The following is a 19058-nucleotide window of genomic DNA, read 5'->3' on the forward strand; positions in this document are numbered from 1 at the left end:
TTGTATGCGTAATGATAAATCCACTTTGTGGCGGCACAGCATATGAATGCACGCTAAGGACTAGTCTTTTGAACTTAGATTTGATTATTCCTCAAGTGAAATATTCATTCTCAAAGCAATTTGTTTTACCGCCTCAATAGCCATATCACTGTCAAACTCATCGACGGCACTATTAAACATCGATAGCTCCGTATCAACATCACAACCGGTTAGCTCGTTAATAAAATCAAGTTTTGAGTCTCTTACTTCAGAGAAATCCTGTTGAAGTGAAAGGTACATGTTTAGAACCGCTTGGCGAGTGTTCAAGTTATCTCGCGAAGAATCAGGAATCGTTGTAGGTGTGGCTAACAAATCTATTGAAGAAACTACCTCATCAAGGCGTTCCGATAATTGAACGAGCAGTTCCCGTGGGTTCCCAGCCTGTTTATCATCAGATAAAACTCGTTCTATCGCTTTCGCCACAGCGGCCACGTCTTGCGCTCCCAAAGTGGCACTGACACCACACAGTGTATGAGCTAATCTGATAGAACTTTCACTGTTGCCTGTTTCTATTGCATCCGATATTTCATCAACGACACCCTTTTGTTCTTTGGCAAACTTTTGTAAAAATTCAACATACACTGGTTCATTGCCAGATACCCTTGTAAGACCTTCTTCAAATTTTATGCCCACCAAACAACTAAAATCGACACTATTATTGGTTTCAGTGAGCTCATTTAATGAGTTTTGTTGCTTTTTGGATGAGCTACTTAACTTATGAGACAAATGAGTTATCAATACTTTTACTAGTATTGCTGGGTCTATAGGTTTGTTGATGTGATCAATCATACCTGCCTCTAGACTCTTTTCTCTATCGCCTGCCATAGCGTGCGCCGTCATAGCTATGATTGGCCAAGACTGACATTTGTCTATCAATTTAATTTGCTTCGTTGCTTCGAAACCATCCATTTCAGGCATTTGGATATCCATAAAGATAAGATCAAAATCTTCAGTGCTAGCCTGTTGAACCGCTTCTTTGCCGTTGTTTGCAACTATGACATCAATACCCATATCATTAAGGAGCCCAACAGCAACTTGCTGATTTATTTCATTATCCTCGGCAAGTAAAATCTTGGCTTCAACAAAGCTTGGCGAATCAGCACTCACCTCTTGTTGAATATTCGTACGCATACCCTTATCACCAGTCTCATCAAGCACCTGCGCTACACAATTAAACAGAGTGCTCTGATTAACAGGTTTAGACAGAAAGTCGGCAATTCCTAATTGCTTAGCTTGATCGAGTATATCCTCTTGATCATATGCACTGACCATTATTATGGTTGGGACTGTGGCGATGTTTTTATTCTGTTTTATTAACCTAGATGTTTCTAATCCATCCAACTCCGGCATCTTCCAATCCATAAGAACTAATTCAAATTTTCGATCCAGTGAACTATTTTCCAAAAGCTCTAAGGCTTCTTGCCCTGAAGAAGCTTTAGTGACTGAACATCCCATCGTTTCAAGACACTCTCCTAAAATATCTCGAGACATCTCGTTATCATCAACGACCAACACATTTAACCGGCAAAAATCATGATGTAGAACTGCAGGTTCTCTACGTGGAATATCTTTAAGTCCAAACTTGGCCGTAAAGGTAAACTTGCTTCCTTCCCCTAACTTGCTAGATACCGAAATTTGGCCTCCCATCATTCCAACGAGATCCTTACTGATCGCTAAGCCGAGGCCCGTCCCCCCAAATTTGCGAGTTGTTGATGAGTCAGCTTGCGAAAACGATTTAAAGAGACTTCTTTGCTGTTCAGCGCTGATACCAATACCCGTATCTTTGACTGAAAATTGGATGAGCACGGTGCGTCTCTTGACTTCAATGGGCTCCATCGAAATAACAATGTCACCTTTAGGAGTGAACTTAATGGCGTTACTCGATAAATTTAATAGAATCTGACCAAGCCTTAGAGGGTCCCCAATTAATTGAGTAGGAACGTTTTTGTCCACATGGAACAACAGCTCTACATCCTTTCCATCATTCTGAACTACGAGTAGGTTTGAGAGTTCTTCAATCACGGTATCCAGATAAAACTCTTTCTGCTCAAGGTCGAGTTTTCCAGCTTCGATCTTAGAGAAATCTAATATATCGTTGATAACTCCAAGTAGAGACTTAGCACTCTGGCCGATTTTATTGATGTAATCTTTTTGTTTGCTGGAAAGGTCTGTTTTCAACGTAAGGTAGGAAAGGCCAATGATGGCATTCATAGGCGTTCTTATTTCGTGGCTCATGTTGGCCAGAAAGTCACTTTTAGCTTGAGTGGCTGATTCTGCACTAGCACGAGCAGAGTCGAGATCTTTCATCATGTTCAGCATCGTTTTTCGAGCTTGAGTCAGTTCTTCTAACTTATCTTCTAATAGCTTCTTATTTTGTTCAATTTGTGAAATGTCTTCCAAAGACCCGATAACCTCAAGGTTAGCACCATCAAGGTTTACCGGGTTAAAGACCGCTCTAAGATAAGACGTTTTACCACCTTGCTCTGACGTGTAGTAATTTTCGAAAACGCTCCTATCCCCTTTCAACGCCTTAACAATACAATCATTCAACTCTTCATTTTTCACACGCTCAATCGCGTTCACACCGATAACATCTTCCCTTTCCACTCCTACCATCTCGAGCGCTTGATCATTCGCATTGATGATCTTTCCTGAACCATCGAGATGTATGATCCCGCCAGGTGAGTTTTCAAACACAGACCTTAGCTGTGTTTCGCTCTTCAACAAAGCATTCTCAGCTTTTTTTCGGTTCGATATATCGCTAACTAAACCAATAGAAGACCAACTTCCTTTTAACTGAACTGACGATAATGAAACTTCTACATACAACTTGGTCCCGTTCTTCCTTTTTGCCTCCATCTCAACAGTTTTACCAATCTTTTTCCCCTCACCTGTTTTTTGAAAGTGAGGAAAAGCATGAAAATACTCAGCTCTTTGATTCTCGGGTACGACCAATGTATGAAGATTTTTTCCTATCGCCTCTTGAGAGTTCCAACCAAAAATCGTCTCTGCGGCGTTATTCCAAAAAATAACGTTCCCATCATTGTCTATGATGATAATTGCAATCAGCGAGGAAGAAGTTAGCTTTTGAAAGATTTCATCGCTCTCTCGAAGTCTTAGTTCTCTTTCTGTTAGCTGTCTTGTTCTCTCATCGACTCTATCTTCTAGCTCCTCTTTATGCATTTCCAATTGATGTTCAGTTTCCAAACGAAGAACGAGCTCTTTCTTAAGGTTAATTTTAGATCGGGTGAGTGAAAAGAGAATAAGCATCAACAAAGAGCCTACGGCTATGACCATCCACAGCACTCCAAGGTCAACAGAGCTGCTGTTGACTATTTTGCTGACTCTGAGCAGAAAGATTCGGTTTCCAATCTTCACTTCATGCACATTTTCAAAATTGAACAACAAATATCCATCGTTGGCAGGAGCTTCGTCATGTACCATAGCCAACGGTTGTTCAATTCCTAAGGCATTTACCACGCTTAAATGAAACGCGAGACCACTTGGTAGCTTGAAACCCTCGAAAAATAAACCAGCATCAATGTCTACAGATGCGATTCCGTTGTAAGAATCAATTTTCGTCTCAGTTGATTGAGGGACTTCTTTCCCTTCATACACAGCGATAAGAAGTCTAAAATTTGAGATCGAACTATCAGCCCTCTCTTTTAGTGCCACAGCATAAGGCTCTCCTGTTATAACTGCTTCTCTAATCGTTTCGGCGAACCTTACATTGGATATCAAATCGAAGCCTAATAGCTTGGAACTACCAGGAGAAAGCGGTTCAACAAACAAGATCGGTAAATACTCTTCTCGGATAGCGTTGGTTACTTTGTTTCCAGCATTGTCTAATTCAAAAACTTTATAATCATAATATCCCCAAAATTGCTGCTCTTTTTCAAAGGTAACCTTATCTTGATGTTGGATACGAGGAGAGTAGTTAGCGTTTTTTATATAGTGAAATTTGTCAAAAATGTTTTGAGTGATAATTCTAAATTCATCGGGCTCTACGACCTCCGAAGAATGGAAAAGAGCTTGGAGTCGAGTCGATATCGCATCAGAGTTGTTTCCTACCTTTACCAACTCGGCGCTCAGCCTTTGTGATTGAAAGTTGAAGACTTGTTCTTCAGTAAGCCTAATATTATTGAACGCAACGGTGAACAATAATACCAGTACGGCACCACCAAAAAGTATCGCTACAAAAGCTGGCCAAATATTATTTAAATTCTTGAACATCAAACACCACAGTAAAGGTTTATTTAAGTTTAATCGTTCAACTTCTTGGCTTTTCTCAGCAAATCACTAGGAATTTCCACGTCCACTTGGGATAGCAATTCCTCGTTAATATACAAATCCCATTGCCTATTGGATATAATCGGGAAATCTGATGGCTTTGCGCCATTCAGTATCTCAACAGCAATTTGCGCTGCATACTGCCCTTGCTCTTGTATCACTTGGCTAAACGAAAACATTGAAAAAGGTACCATCCAATCACTGGTTGAGAAAACAAGCCGAGTCGAATGCTCGTAAATGAATTCTTTTGCTTTCTCATCATCCCATCCATCAATGCCAGCATTATTAGTAAAGTAAATGAAATCATAACTTTGCGCTTCGAGGAATGTGCTTTTAAAGCCTGCAAAATCATCTACTACGCCATCATCTATGACAATGCCATCGCGTTCAAAGATATCTTTTACACGGGCATATTGTTTATCAGCAGACAGTCTATTTGGGCGAATAAAAAGGCCTTTCTTATAGTCTGAATCAATTCTATGTAGCTGACGAATTAATTGTCTAATTGGTACGATTTCGATAATGCCAGTGACATTTTCATAAGGATAACCATAAGCATCAGCGGTCCAGTCAACGCCCGCAAATACAAAAGGAATTTCTGAGTTTTTGTAGTATGGCTGAACGAGATACTTTGAAGCATTATCTTCTATTGCTATGACCACATTAGGATTCCACTTCTCTATTAAGTTCTTCGCTTCTAACGCTTTCGCCTTAATAAATTCTGGATCTGGATTACGCTTGGTATCCATATCAAACTTTTTGATTTCGCAATTTCCCTTGAGCTCATCCAATGCAGGTTGAACTTTGAGTCGCTGACCAGGAAACTCATCATGATAGGATGCTACAATTAAGCAGCGTTTCTCACTGGCATAGCTAGCTAATGAAGGAATAAAAAGGGACAAACTTACTAGAGGTAGCAGTACTGCTCTGTACCAGTTTGTAGACAGCTTACAGTTGGTTATCTTCATTTTGTTTCCATACATTAGGTGATATGTCCATATCGTATCTCAAAGCTGTTCTGCACTCGGGGAATACATTGTTTATTAACTTTCGTTAACTCGCCTCAAGTCTAGACCATCGAACACATAAGTACTTAATTATTATGAATTTAGCTCAAATTAGATTTATTATTTTCTAGAAACGTAATGTTAAATATGAGTCAATCGATTGGGCACATTTAAGATATGGGGATTCGAAGCTCAATGGTTACTCCTTGAAATTCTTTAGACCGAATGGATAACTGACCATTAATAAATCGTGCTCTAGCCTGCATACTGGTTAATCCGAGACCCGGTGCTTCAAGCTTTTCGACAACGTCAAACCCTATGCCGTTATCTTTAATTTGAAGCACCAAAGATTGCTCTATTTCAGACAGTTCTATGGAAACAACATACGCCTCTGAATGTTTGGCAATATTACTTAATGCTTCATGTAGCACCCTAAAAATAGCAATCTCTGTTTTTCTATCTATGGAGAGTGACTCGATAGTTGTATTAAAGTCCACATCGATATGCTCTTTCTTTTTAAAATTATCAATCTCCGATCTTAGAGCATCTACCAAACCAAAGTGTTCAATAACCGATGGGTAGAGGTTTCGAGACAATTGGTGAATATCGTTAGAAATGGATACTACATCTGCTTTTATTTTTCTAACCTTAGCGATTTCGATAATACCTGCTTCATTAGTAGAGCCGAGTTCTATAGATACCACTGCTAGCCTTTGACTCAAGTCATCGTGTAAATCTTTTGCAACCCGTTTTCGCTCTTCTTCATAGATAGATAACAACGAAGACACATACTCTTTAGCGCTATCCATGCATTCCTTTTTATTGTTCTCACATAATCTAAACTCAGTAATATCTTGAATGCGAGTGTTCCCGGGCTTGTGAGCATTTATGTCATCGATGCTGAACAGGCTAACTTCTCTTATCCACTTTGAAGTACCACCGACGATTATTTCGTATTCAACTTTAAGCTCACCACTTTTATACGCCTCTTGGCGAGCGGTAAGATAGGCATCTTTATCAGTAGAGGATATTTTATTCACGTAATCAGCAAGCGTGATTGATGAGTATGGTGACAACCCTAAAATTTGAAAAACTAACTGCGATACCGCCGAAAATTCCCCACCACTATTTACAGTCCAACTTCCTACAAGTATGTCATTCACTATGAAATCCAATATTAATTAACTTATGTTTTCACTCTGAAGTATAGGGAACCTAAATTAGATTGTAATAACTATGTTGCAGCAACTTACTGGAAATTCAGTTTCAGTGATCTTTCCCAAAATTCAAAGCTATCGATTCGATGAGGTTTCCAATGCATAGATGCTTTCAAGATTGGCAAAGTTTCATTAAATATCTGTTTGACTGAGTAGAAGAAATGCAAACAGGGTAGAACAATCTCGATAAGGCTTAGCTATGCACTTCACGAAATAGAAAGAACAGGCCAAATTATCAAGCATATTGTCTACTAGAAAGAACGCTCAGATTTGGAATGCGGCACTTTTCAGCTAGATCAAAGTCCGCAACAAAATACCTCTAGACAAAAGTGATTCGCGATTGGCGCCTTATCACCAACCACCTTGTCTAAGATGCCATGCGTCGAAGTTAAAAAAGGGGCGACTTATCGCCCCTTTAAATCAGCCACAAGCTGAGTTTTTTAACCATTCCCGCCTCATAATGACCCGGCATATTACATGCCGGCTCTACTTCTGACTCCCCATGAAAGTACCATAGGATTTGCATAGCTTTGCCTGGAGCTACCGCCACGGAATTCTCCATGTCGTGTGTAGTCATTGTTTTCATCAATTCTCTATGCTCGCATTTGTGCCGATCACAAACTCGTGCTTCATTTTTCCGGTATTGAGCACTACAAACTGCACTACATCATCAACTCCTGTTGTGACGCGACGCTCCGCTGAACACAAACTTATTAACAGCGTTATGGTATATCACGAACCGCTCTCACTTAATTTTTTATGCGGATTACATCCCCTTGAGGACCGAAACCATTTGGGTAGTTCTTAGCATCGCCTACCTTAGGCTCAGCCCTTTGAGCACCGGCACCATGGACATCGAGCAATCTTCGTTCACTAGACCCTGGTTTCTTCATGTAACCGAGGCATCTCTCAAAGCAAAAATAAGCGGCTTTTGATTGAGAGTTACGACCTATTTTTTGATGGGTAGTAAAGCTCCAAAATGCAGGATAGTTTTCATTGCCCTGTTCGTCTTTGATTGAAGATATTGAAAATACAGAATCGATAGCAGCCGAATCAGTGGCTTGAGGTGAACGACTATAGTCAACGATAGTTTGCCGCTCTTTAATATCAGGCAGTCACCAGTCGTTGTAGCCTAGGTATTCCTCTTTATTGAGTTTAGCTATCCAGTGTTTAGAATCAGACCAGTCCATCGCTGATTGACTGTCTTGTTTAGACCACATTAACCGCATAGCTACATCACTCACAATGCCATTGTTGTTATCTATAAAGTGATTATTACTGTAATCCGAATTGCCCCGAGCCAAGCGAACGATAAATTGATTGTCTTGCTTGGTACGAGGTTGAACTAACGGATAGCCTTTGATGCGACCATCTGCGAAATTCACACCAAATACCGCCTTGTCTTTACCCATCACTTTGCCTGAATAAAAAGAGGTAGAAGGTATTGTGAATCAATAACGCGATTGCGATTTGTGCCGTATGAAAAATCGAAGGTATCTGTATCAATAAAAGGGCTAGAGCCCTCAGGAACAGTGTACATATCTCTATTACTAGCATCGACGCCAGTAAATAAGATCAATGAATACAACTCTTAAATGTTCGGTACTCGCCAATCATTGTATCTACCTATTTCTGCAGACTTTGCGTATTCAATAGCTTCATCATAACTCATCACGTGATAACCTTTCTGCCACATTACCCCAGTGACCTCATCGGTAATAGTGTCGTTGCTGTTATCTTTATATTGGCCATTCTCTATAGATACTACAGGGTAGTTGTGAGTGCTGGAAGCGCTGGCACCTGACGATCATTCAGCCTTTAGATTATGAATAGATTCACGCACTTAAAAAACAAAAACGGCAGAGCCAATGCACTGCCGTTTAAAAAGAATTGTATAACTTTAAGTTCTGTACAGAACCTTTACCACATGCCAACCAAATTTAGTCTTCACTAGATGAGGCACTAAGGTTTCACCGGTAAAACAAATTTTATCGAACTGCGGCACCATCTGACCTTTTTTAAACTCACCAAGATCGCCGCCTTTCTTGCCTGATGGACAATTAGAATATTTGCGTGCAAGCGTCTGAAACTTAGCGCCCTTCTTTAATTGTTTGATGATGTCTTCGGCTTGGTCTTTATGCTTAACCAAGATATGTAGTGCGTGCGCGGTGCGTGCCATGATGGTGTCTCTATGTGTTCAACTTGGGCGCATTATACAAAATATTAAGAAACTTGTTAGCTCTTGTTCAAAGTGATAATGCGAACGACACCGAACAACTTAAGTGGACTTAAACAAAAACGCCGAGCTAGTAGCTCAGCGTTTTTGTCAGTCATATTATTTAGCTAACCGTATAATGGTTCGACCAAACAGCCATTCAAGCTCTTTCTCACTGTCATCGCCATATAGGTCTTTTAACATAACAAATAATCTATCAATGCCCTGCTTCGCAAACTCATGGGCGCAATCAGAAGTAACAATATGGTGGAACATCAGGCGCAGAATTGCTAAAAACTGTGGCTTTTCAAGGGATTCCATCCAACTATGCGAGAACCCTTGTAAGCCAGAATCTAAATTCAAGTACTCTAGGAACAGCTTATAAATTCGGCTATCTAAAGCGGTAGTGAAATCAGTTTTCTTTGGAAAGTGGTGACTAATGCCGGTTCGAGATACACCAGTCGCTTGACTCAATGTAGTGTATGACATCTTGTCATAGCCAATAGTCAATAATTGCTCAACGACTGCATCCATGATTTTGTTGATGGTGATTTCTGTATCTTCTTTACTGCGCTTTGGCATTGCACCGCCCTTTGTGAATTGACTTATCTTGCTTAGGCTAATACTCATATAGTTGTAACGAAGATTCAATATACGGAACCTTATTCTGACAATCTAATGACATAACTACGCAATCGATTTCCATTCGTGAAATTAATAGTTACACGTCAATGATTTTTTGTAGATGTAGTTCACATAGCTATGTAAACTGAGGCAAACCGTTATAGGAGATTGACTATGTCAAAACTAATAAAAGAACCAGAAGTATGTGAAGCATGTGGCGTTGCAGGCGAGATGGGGTTTATTATCAACGAAGGGGATGAAGTATCAGAGATCTCTTTGTTTGCTGCCAGCAAAGAAGCCCTAGAAGCTGAATTCGCAAAATACTTAGAGCTAGCTAAAAACGTCAATTCTGCTGTTGAGCATGAATTTGAAATTGAAGAAAAAGAACAATTTGAACTTCACGCTAAACTAAAATTTGAAGTTAGTGCTGAAAAGTTGATCTTCGATCTTAAGAGCCGCTCTATTTCTCGTTAAGTTCTCTCAAAAATGCAAAAAGGTCGAACTTAGTTCGACCTTTTTTTGATTAATGATATTCAAAATATCGTTAAGCGACCTGTTCCGATTTATCTTTGGATAAATTCCTTACTGGGTTGGCGTAGCCATCAGTTAAAAATGCTTTTGCACCCTCTTCCAATTGAGCAAGCTTCGCTTCAAGCTTATCTTTTGTTTCTTGGTCAATACTACTATCTTCCACACCTGCAGCTAACAGATTGATTGGGAATAATTTGTAATGATCATGTATTTGACGATCTATCTCATCAGCCAATGCATCTGCGTTATCAATATCGCCATCAATCACATCACCAAAGCTCACGTTAATGCGACCTTTATATCCCGTAATCCCTTTAACAATGCTGTCGATGTCTTCGAATTCTGATTTCTTGTATTCACCCAACGTTGCCTTTTGATGCAATTCGTTCGCTTTCGCAATATCGCACGGGTCAATCTCATAAGAAATAGCTACCGGTACAATTTTAAGCGTTTTAACGTATTCAGAGAACGACAACTTACGCTTGCGTCCCTCCAATTGAATCATTTTAAGAATCGCAGGGTCCGTGAAATCATTACCATCTTTAGCTCGACCTTCTTTCTGTGCGATCCAGATAGAGTTTCCTGTTTCCAGTGAATGCTTAATATAAGAAGACAAAAGGCCTAGCGTCTTCATCATTTCACGCGGCCCTTTTGCCGAACGTTTCACAATAAAGCTCTTATTAATCTTCATTAACTCTGTAGAACACGGTTTGCTTAGCAGGTTATCGCCAATGGCAATACGCATCGTTTGATGCTTTGTATGGTGTAATCCATAATTCACCAATGCTGGGTCCATCGCAATGTCACGGTGATTAGAGATAAACAAATATGGTGTATCTTGATCTAGCTTATCAAGTCCTTCAAAAGTAACTTCATCAGTAGTGCTATCAAGTGCTTTCTGAAGGTATTTTTCAACTTCTATTTGCACCGCATCAATGGAGTTAAGTTTTCCCCAGCGATTCTTTAAATACAGCTTCACCAAAGGAGACATGAGAGCCTGAAACCACTTCGCATGATTGCTGAACTTTTGGTTCAATATTGCTGAGATAAATTCTTCGTCATTAATTAGTCTCTGGATTGCTGGAGCAATCTCTTCATCGTTGTAAGGGCGAATCTCTTGGTAAATATCGTTCTCGGTAGACATATTCTTCTTCATTCTCTAGAAATCACGCCGATTTTACGCACTTACGCGACAATTTACAGCTAGATCATTGATGATTTTGTAAGGTCAGACCATATAACCCTATCATCTTGCCGATTTTATTACTTTATTAGGGCACCAGAAAGCGCTAACCTAATGAAAACCCTGCTCAACAGATGCTGAACGACATGCATTACGCTATACAATTTGAAGATAAACAGTTCGAATACTTGTCTCTTACCTCAAGAAAGCCCACGCTAAAGCACCAACTCATTCATGTTGTTGATGGCTTAGTCAGCGTTAGATTGGGTAAAATTGAATACGCTATCGCTGCTGGAGATACCTTTTGGCTTCCGGCAAACTGCTTGTCTGCTTTGAGTTACTTTCCTAATAGTCGCTGTAAAGTTTTAGAAGCGTCACAACGGTTAAGCAAGCCCTTTCCGCATCAAGCTGGCTATGTGAAACCCAACGCTTTGGTAGTGTCTCTGTTAGATAAGCTGTCTGAGGTTTCTAGCCTTTCTGAGCACCAGCAGGTTCTACTGACTGCCATGCAATACGAATTGCTTGATATGCACCCTAATCTACAAACTACCGCACTAAGCCATAAACTGAGCCAGTGGGATAGCGCAGGTAAAGATCTGTCAGCTGAATACCAAATGGTAATGAGGATTAAGGAAGCGGAGAAGTTACGTCTATCCGGTAAAAAAGATACCGCTATTGCTGAAGCATTATTTGCTGGTAGTGAGCAAGGCTATAAAGTGGCTCGATTGGCTATTCTGGGCGAAACTCTTCATCGTTAAAACTAAAAAGCGCCCTTATTCGGCGCTTTAAAAATCTCTAGAATGGAACTTCCACTTGTACGTGGAAAACATCTTCATGACGCTCATGCCATTGATAATCGAGTCGAACTCGCGGCTCGTCTTTCTCTCCAATGCCCACACTCAATTGAACGCCGTGTGTTTTGATCCACTCTTCATAAGAGAGTTCATCATCGCTAGTGGTCATTTCGTGTGGACGAAATACTCCCAAGCCAAAGAAACTCTGACTTACCTGCTGAGTTAACAAAGGATCATCTACATTGTCCATCATCCAATCAGACCAGTAACCCAAGGTTGAAGGCTCTTCCTTAATATTGGTTGAAATCAATAAATCATCAACCAATTCGTCAACAGTGTCGATTAGGTTTTCACAAAGGGTAAGCGTAGAGTCAACAAGAACGATAGAGCGGGTAGGATCGCGGTCGGACATGCAGGCTTCAGACGTTCCTGCCATAAAAGTGCCACATACTAGTGCTAATGTTGTATGTAATCGCGTCACTGCGTTATCAATCCTTGTAAAAAATTAGTTTCTGTCATCGCAACGTTAAATACTGAGGTATAACGCCTCATTTTGCAATATTTTGACAACATTTTTACTTGTTAAGTGTTTGATTTCTTGACCTTGTGCAAGCTTTTCTCGTATTTCTGTACTACGAATAGCCACCGTTTCAGGGCATGCCAGCACATTCCAACGCTTCATTATCTCTTCCGCTTTGTAAAATTTTGCAAAACTAAACAGGTTGTCTGGTCCCATAACAAAGGTTAATTCCGCCGCTGAATTCTCTTGCTGTAATGCACTTAACACTTGAAAAGTAGTAACCCCACCCTGCTCTCGCTCTAGTCCTTCCTCAATACGTGACAGGGCGACATTGCTACAGGGAATATCGCTAATGAAAGCCTCTATCATGGAACATCGTACTGAATAGTCGAGCATTTGCTTCCCCCATGCGTGAGCAATACTCGGCACCAATAGCACCTGGTCAAAATGCGCTAAACGCTCAATCACACTTAAATGGCCGAAGCTTGGTGGGTTAAAAGCACTGCCAAATACCGCTATTTTTTTCATAATCGCGTTTTCTCTAAGGGTTTGGAAATTGAGACAAAGTTGAATTTGCAATATGATACCAAAAGTTGCCTTTCGATATTTAGGACATTTAACTCATGGAACAAGAAATTCGCCAAGAGATGCGCGTACTACCCAGCATTGACGTTGACTTTGAGATAGAACGACGCGTTAACTTTATCAAACGTAAATTACTCGAATCAGGATGCAAGTCTATCGTTCTTGGTATCAGCGGTGGCGTTGACTCCACAACTTGTGGTCGCCTGGCTCAACTCGCAGTAGATCAGCTTACCAAAGAAACCAACGACAACTACCAATTTATTGCTGTTCGTCTACCCTACGGTACTCAAAAAGATGAAGAAGAAGCTCAACTTGCGCTTTCTTTCATCAAGCCGACACATTCAGTATCAGTGAACATTGCCGATGGCGTAGATGGTTTGCACGCAGCAACTGGTGTGGCGCTGCAAGGTACGGGGTTAATGCCAGAATCAGCTGAGAAGATCGACTTCGTGAAGGGTAATGTCAAAGCTCGCGCACGCATGATCGCTCAATATCAAATCGCCGGGTACGTTGGCGGCCTAGTTCTAGGCACTGACCACTCAGCTGAAAACATCACCGGTTTCTACACTAAATTTGGTGACGGAGCTTGTGACTTAGCGCCATTGTTTGGTTTAAGTAAGCGTCAAGTTCGTCAATTAGCTAATACATTGGGTGCGCCCGAGTTGCTAGTCACTAAAACACCGACTGCCGACCTAGAAGAGCTAGACCCGCAAAAAGCCGATGAAGATGCATTAAGCGTAAGCTACGATGACATCGATAACTTTCTGGAAGGAAAGCCCCTACCAGAAGATGCAAAACAAACGCTTATTGATATTTATAAGCGCACACAGCACAAGCGCGAGCCGATTCCTACAATCTACGATTGATAGCCAACGCTAATGAATAAAAAGGCACCTTTCGGTGCCTTTGTTGGTTATGCATCTGCATCGGCATAGCGCACCGGATTTCGAGTTTCCAAAACTCTCAACTCATCGCCGACCTCAATAACCCCCTCGTTAAGCGCAACCAGGTTCATTCCAAAGAAAATAGCTCCTTTTTCATCTGCACGGAAAGTCGATAAGGTAGCCGTTGGCTCTTGATTTGCCATCTTTGCTCCGGTTTCAGGGTCTACTGAAGTAAGCACACATCGCTGACATGTTGTGCCAACCTTAAACTCAACCTCTCCAATAGCAATTCGCTCCCAACCGTCTTCAGCAAAGGGCTCTACACCATCTACTACAATGTTCGTTCTAAACTGAGACATGGTTTGAGGGTGCGACGCACGACGGTTAAGTTCATCTAAAGAGCCTTGAGAAATCACCAATAACGGGTAGGCATCCGCAAAACTTACTCGCGTTCCCAATTTTTCTCGAAAACGATTAGACTCTTCACCACAAAACAGTAGTTGAGCATCAGAACCAATCACCTCGGTAAACCAAGCATTGGCTTTTTCAGTCGTGGTATAAGCAAAAAAACGGTCATTCCAAATTTTGCACTCAAATTCATCACGTTCAAAATCGCATGTTGCAAGATGGAGGTTGTTCATTCCTGGCGCACTCAATACGATTCCGTCAGCCAACAAAGTGCTTTTGATCGTAACCATCTTAGGAAACTTGCGCGCTGTCATCATTCTTCCTGCAAGGTCGGTAACGACAAAACGTCGGTCGAAACTGAGCCCTTCTAAGCCAACCCACGCTCTTGACTGGGCAATGCCCGACGTTGATTTCACAGGAAATATATTAATGCCCGCTATTTGTGCCTTATCCTTCACTTTATACCCCTAACAGTCTCATTGTTAATGCAATCTGTTTGCATTTTCGCTATTATGCGCCCGCATTCAAGTAACCGATTGCGTGGCATGAATACCTTACCACAAGCTCGGTTTCTTCTTACACCTTTAGGAATATATTGGCGGGAGCAAAACGATGACCAACTTAACTATTACACGCCCTGATGACTGGCATGTTCACCTTCGTGATGGCGATGTACTAAAAGATACCGTGCGCGATATTAGCCGTTACAATGGTCGCGCCTTGGTTATGCCAAATACTGTTCCACCTACAACCAATACAGAGCAAGCGATCGCATACCAAGCTCGCATCAATGAGCACAATCATAGCGATACTTTTAAGCCTTTGATGTCCCTTTACTTGACAGATAACACCAGCAAAGAAGACATTCAACAAGCAAAAGCATCTGGTCAAGTGGTTGCCTGTAAGTTATACCCAGCAGGCGCGACAACTAACTCAGATTCTGGCGTAACAGACGCGAAGAAAATTTACCATGTTCTAGAGGAAATGGAGAAGCAAGGCATACTGCTTCTTATTCATGGCGAGGTAACGACTCACGATGTTGATATCTTCGACCGTGAAAAAGAGTTTTTGGATACCGTGCTAGCGCCTATCGTTAACGACTTTCCTAATCTGAAGATTGTTCTAGAGCACATCACTACAGCTGACGCAGTTGAGTTTGTAAGAGGCGCAAACGAAAACGTAGCGGCAACGATTACAGCACATCACCTGATGTACAACCGCAACCACATGCTCGTTGGTGGCATTCGCCCACACTTTTACTGCCTGCCAATCCTAAAACGTAATACGCACCAAAAAGCGCTAGTTGAAGCAGCGACAAGTGGCAACACCAAGTTCTTTATCGGTACTGACTCTGCACCTCATGCAAAAGGTCGTAAAGAAACAGCATGTGGCTGTGCAGGCTCTTATACAGCACACGCAGCGCTTGAGCTTTACGCGGAGGTATTTGAAGCCGAAGGCAAGATTGAGAACCTAGAAGCGTTTGCTAGCCACAACGGCCCTGACTTCTACAATCTGCCGCGCAACAGCGATACGGTGACTCTAACTAAAGCTGAATGGCCAGTAGCAGAAAGCATGCCATTTGGTGATGACATCGTTGTGCCAATCAAAGGTGGCGAAATGATGACTTGGAAAGTAGAGGCTTAACCTCCCCTTCCAAACTGATATGAAATAGGGTTGCTTCAATTAGATTGAAGCAACCCTATTTTTTTAACTAGCAGTCAAGCGTTAATCATCTTCATCATGAAGTTCGCTCCACATTTGTGCGCACTTAATGGCACGTTTCCAGCCTGCATAACGCTTATTTCTTTTTTCACTGTTACACATAGGGTTATAGCGAGTCTCAATCTTAGATCTCGCCTCTAGCTCAGAAAGATCCTTCCAATACCCCACTGCAAGCCCAGCTAAAAATGCCGCACCTAACGCCGTGACCTCGGTAATTTGCGGCCTCTGTACCTCACAATCTAATAGATCCGATTGAAACTGCATTAAGAAGTTGTTTTTAGAGGCTCCCCCATCAACGCGAAGTTCTTGCATCTTGATGTTTGCATCCGCTTGCATCGCTTCTATCACATCGCAAGCTTGATAGGCAATACTCTCTAGAGTGGCTCTAACAATATGTTCAGCACTGGTTCCACGAGTTAAACCAACCATAGTGCCTCTTGCATGAGGGTCCCAGTAAGGTGCGCCTAACCCAGTAAATGCCGGTACCACGTAGACACCATCTGACGAATCGACTTTGTTAGCAAAATATTCAGAGTCCTTAGATTCGTTAAGCAGCCTTAATTCATCTCTTAACCACTGAACTGAAGCTCCCGCCATAAAGACCGCACCTTCCAATGCGTAACAAGGTTCTCCCTTTGCATTACATGCAAGTGTGGTAAGCAAACCATGATTTGACGTTACTTTAGTTTGTCCTGTATTCATCAAAAGAAAACACCCTGTACCGTAGGTATTTTTCGCCTGCCCTGGCTGGACACTGCAATGGCCAAACAGTGCGGCTTGTTGGTCACCCGCTATACCTGCAATCGGGATCTTCAACGCTTCATCTTTACCAATACAGGTCTCTCCAAAAAGTCCTGACGACGGTTTGACCTCTGGGAGCATGGACTTTGGAATACCCAGTAACTCTAAAATTTCGTCATCCCACTCTAAGTTGTTAATATTGAACATCATCGTGCGTGACGCGTTGGTATGATCAGTTGCATGCACCTTGCCGTGAGTCAGTTTCCACAGCAACCAAGTATCTACTGTCCCAAACAATAGCTTTCCTTGATCTGCAAGATCTCTCGCTCCAGCTACATTGTCCAAAATCCACTTTATCTTAGTCGCTGAGAAATAAGGGTCTAAAACCAAGCCTGTCGCTTGCTGTATATATTCTTCGTAACCTTTATCCTTGAGCTGCTCACATATTTGGCTTGTACGACGGCACTGCCAAACAATGGCATTGTATATGGGCTTACCCGTTTCTTTATTCCAAACTACGGTAGTTTCACGTTGGTTGGTAATTCCAATCGCCGCAACTTGTTCAGCATTAATAGAAACCTTATCAAGGACATCAATAAGAGTAGAGCGCTGCGAAGAGTAGATTTCCATGGGGTCATGCTCGACCCAACCCGACTTGGGATAATATTGAGTGAATTCACGTTGGGAAGTCGCAATGATATTTGCTTGAGCATCAAAGACTACCGCCCTTGAGCTAGTAGTGCCTTGGTCTAGAGCGACGATGTAAGTGCCTGTGGACATGGTTATTCCTATCAATACGAAATGTGTGAACTCAAAATTAACTATAGATTGTGTTCCAACCAAGAGAACACATAGGGTGGCACAAAAAGAAAATTGTTTGTGTGATTCATATTAGAACTTGCAATGGGGCAAACCAATGATTCGATGCACCAAAATTGATCGTACGCACCAAATAGCCGTTCATATTGGTGCATTTGTTGAAATTTCACCACCAAAAGCCATAACAAACAATAGCTTGCAATATGGCTTAGTTATTGCACATTATTAGTATCCCCATAAAAATAACAAGGAAGTGTCGCAATGCAAGATACATTAACCGTCATTTTGGCTGGTGGAATGGGCTCCCGCCTTGCACCGTTGACTCAAGATAGGGCAAAACCCGCAGTGCCTTTTGGTGGCAAATATCGCATCATAGATTTTACTTTAAGTAACTGCTTACACTCTGGGCTCCGCCGTCTTCTCGTTCTCACCCAATACAAATCTCACTCGCTACAAAAACACTTGCGCGATGGTTGGTCGATCTTTAATCCAGAGCTTGGCGAATACATCACTGCAGTTCCGCCACAAATGCGCAAAGGAGAGACTTGGTATGAAGGCACTGCTGACGCTATCTATCAAAACTTATGGTTGCTCTCTCGTAGCGAAGCGAAGCATGTTGTTGTCTTATCTGGGGATCACATTTACCGCATGGATTACAAACCTATGCTTAAGCAACATAAAGAAACGGGTGCGGCGCTCACCATTGCGTGTATGGAAGTACCAGTAGAGGAAGCTAGTGCATTTGGTGTTATGGATACAGCCCCTAATAATCAAATTATTTCCTTTTTAGAAAAACCATCCGACCCACCTACTTTGGCCGATGATCCCACTAAAAGTTTAGCCTCTATGGGTATCTATATTTTTAGCATGGATGCATTGGTAGAAGCGTTGGAACAAGATGCCGCTGTTGAGGCGTCAAGCCATGACTTTGGTCACGACATCATTCCAAAACTAATTGATACGAAAGGCGTGTATGCGCATCGCTTTGGTTGTGAAGAGGGGCGTGTTTCACAAGATGCGTACTGGAGAGATGTGGGGACTATTGATTCTTTCTATCAAGCCAATATGGATTTACTAGATCCAGTTCCACCCATCGATTTGTATCAAGATGATTGGGGAATTCGATCGTATGAACGTCAACGCCCACCATCAAGAACGGTACCTTCAGTGACTGGCAATCAAGGCATTTCTATTAACTCTATTGTAGCCAATGGCGTTGTGATTAGTGGTGGTTCCGTTCAACGCTCTATTCTATCGTCGAATGTTAAGGTGGGCGATGGAGCAACCATAATCAACAGTATTCTATTTGATGAAGTGAAAATTGGCGAACACTGTGAATTGCAAAATTGCATTATTGATAAGCACGTAGTAGTGCCTGATAGTACAAGGATAGGTTACGATAATCAGCTCGATCGCGAACGGTTCACTATTTCAGAACAGGGTATTGTTGTCGTGCCTGAGGGATATATCTTCGAATAA

Annotated in this window: 17 protein-coding genes and 1 pseudogene; 5 read left to right on the forward strand and 13 right to left on the reverse strand. The window is 41.7% G+C overall.

Going from position 1 to position 19058, the window contains the following annotated elements:
- Positions 1 to 84: 84 nt before the first annotated feature.
- From OCU48_RS16725 to OCU48_RS16760, 8 genes and pseudogenes are all read right to left on the reverse strand, one after another.
- Positions 85 to 4272 (reverse strand): response regulator, encoded by a 4188-nt coding sequence (locus OCU48_RS16725; RefSeq protein ID WP_141345119.1) that lies wholly within the window; start codon positions 4270 to 4272, stop codon positions 85 to 87.
- Between the two features lie 29 nt (positions 4273 to 4301).
- Positions 4302 to 5297, reverse strand: a complete 996-nt coding sequence (locus OCU48_RS16730; RefSeq protein ID WP_167496171.1) for an ABC transporter substrate-binding protein — start codon at positions 5295 to 5297, stop codon at positions 4302 to 4304.
- A gap of 209 nt (positions 5298 to 5506) precedes the next feature.
- Positions 5507 to 6499, reverse strand: coding sequence for a sensor histidine kinase (locus OCU48_RS16735; RefSeq protein WP_141345117.1), 993 nt, complete (start codon positions 6497 to 6499; stop codon positions 5507 to 5509).
- Between the two features lie 469 nt (positions 6500 to 6968).
- Positions 6969 to 7225: pseudogene (locus OCU48_RS16740) on the reverse strand (cupredoxin domain-containing protein); the annotation flags it as partial.
- Between the two features lie 77 nt (positions 7226 to 7302).
- Positions 7303 to 7446 (reverse strand): hypothetical protein, encoded by a 144-nt coding sequence (locus OCU48_RS16745; protein ID WP_208727120.1) that lies wholly within the window; start codon positions 7444 to 7446, stop codon positions 7303 to 7305.
- Positions 7447 to 7668: 222 nt separating this feature from the next.
- A complete protein-coding gene (locus OCU48_RS16750) occupies positions 7669 to 7965 on the reverse strand; it encodes an Lcl C-terminal domain-containing protein (protein ID WP_208727118.1) in 297 nt (98 codons plus the stop codon).
- A gap of 488 nt (positions 7966 to 8453) precedes the next feature.
- On the reverse strand, positions 8454 to 8732 hold the full coding sequence (locus tag OCU48_RS16755) for a peptidylprolyl isomerase (RefSeq protein ID WP_065210762.1): 279 nt from the start codon (positions 8730 to 8732) through the stop codon (positions 8454 to 8456).
- A gap of 156 nt (positions 8733 to 8888) precedes the next feature.
- On the reverse strand, positions 8889 to 9350 hold the full coding sequence (locus tag OCU48_RS16760; protein WP_141345116.1) for a TetR family transcriptional regulator: 462 nt from the start codon (positions 9348 to 9350) through the stop codon (positions 8889 to 8891).
- 216 nt (positions 9351 to 9566) lie between these two features.
- On the opposite strand from OCU48_RS16760, the gene OCU48_RS16765 reads away from it, so the two are divergent.
- Positions 9567 to 9866, forward strand: a complete 300-nt coding sequence (locus tag OCU48_RS16765; RefSeq protein WP_141345115.1) for a DUF406 family protein — start codon at positions 9567 to 9569, stop codon at positions 9864 to 9866.
- 70 nt (positions 9867 to 9936) lie between these two features.
- Here the strand turns inward: OCU48_RS16765 and OCU48_RS16770 are convergent, their stop codons facing one another.
- Positions 9937 to 11067, reverse strand: a complete 1131-nt coding sequence (locus OCU48_RS16770; protein WP_141345114.1) for a 1-acyl-sn-glycerol-3-phosphate acyltransferase — start codon at positions 11065 to 11067, stop codon at positions 9937 to 9939.
- Between the two features lie 185 nt (positions 11068 to 11252).
- Here OCU48_RS16770 and OCU48_RS16775 point away from each other — a divergent pair, with 185 nt between their 5' ends.
- Entirely contained in the window at positions 11253 to 11864 is a 612-nt protein-coding gene (locus OCU48_RS16775; protein ID WP_244312270.1) for a hypothetical protein, read from the forward strand.
- A 37-nt stretch (positions 11865 to 11901) separates the two neighbouring features.
- Here OCU48_RS16775 and OCU48_RS16780 read toward each other — a convergent pair whose 3' ends face one another.
- Together OCU48_RS16780 and OCU48_RS16785 are read right to left on the reverse strand one after the other, a co-directional pair.
- A complete protein-coding gene (locus OCU48_RS16780) occupies positions 11902 to 12381 on the reverse strand; it encodes a hypothetical protein (RefSeq protein ID WP_244312268.1) in 480 nt (159 codons plus the stop codon).
- 45 nt (positions 12382 to 12426) lie between these two features.
- Positions 12427 to 12948, reverse strand: a complete 522-nt coding sequence (locus OCU48_RS16785) for a nicotinate-nicotinamide nucleotide adenylyltransferase (protein ID WP_141345112.1) — start codon at positions 12946 to 12948, stop codon at positions 12427 to 12429.
- 95 nt (positions 12949 to 13043) lie between these two features.
- On the opposite strand from OCU48_RS16785, the gene nadE reads away from it, so the two are divergent.
- Entirely contained in the window at positions 13044 to 13871 is an 828-nt protein-coding gene (nadE, locus tag OCU48_RS16790) for an ammonia-dependent NAD(+) synthetase (RefSeq protein ID WP_141345111.1), read from the forward strand.
- 47 nt (positions 13872 to 13918) lie between these two features.
- On the opposite strand, the gene OCU48_RS16795 is transcribed toward nadE, so the two are convergent.
- Positions 13919 to 14755, reverse strand: a complete 837-nt coding sequence (locus OCU48_RS16795; protein ID WP_141345110.1) for an MOSC domain-containing protein — start codon at positions 14753 to 14755, stop codon at positions 13919 to 13921.
- A gap of 154 nt (positions 14756 to 14909) precedes the next feature.
- On the opposite strand from OCU48_RS16795, the gene pyrC reads away from it, so the two are divergent.
- Positions 14910 to 15941 carry a dihydroorotase gene (pyrC, locus tag OCU48_RS16800; RefSeq protein WP_141345109.1) on the forward strand — a complete coding sequence of 344 codons (1032 nt, stop codon included), beginning with the start codon at positions 14910 to 14912 and terminating at the stop codon, positions 15939 to 15941.
- An 81-nt stretch (positions 15942 to 16022) separates the two neighbouring features.
- Here pyrC and glpK read toward each other — a convergent pair whose 3' ends face one another.
- On the reverse strand, positions 16023 to 17540 hold the full coding sequence (gene glpK, locus OCU48_RS16805; protein WP_141345108.1) for a glycerol kinase GlpK: 1518 nt from the start codon (positions 17538 to 17540) through the stop codon (positions 16023 to 16025).
- 300 nt (positions 17541 to 17840) lie between these two features.
- On the opposite strand from glpK, the gene glgC reads away from it, so the two are divergent.
- Positions 17841 to 19058, forward strand: coding sequence for a glucose-1-phosphate adenylyltransferase (glgC, locus tag OCU48_RS16810; protein ID WP_141345107.1), 1218 nt, complete (start codon positions 17841 to 17843; stop codon positions 19056 to 19058).

The sequence above is a fragment of the Vibrio inusitatus genome (genome assembly GCA_024346935.1).
Classification (GTDB): Bacteria; Pseudomonadota; Gammaproteobacteria; order Enterobacterales; family Vibrionaceae; genus Vibrio; species Vibrio inusitatus.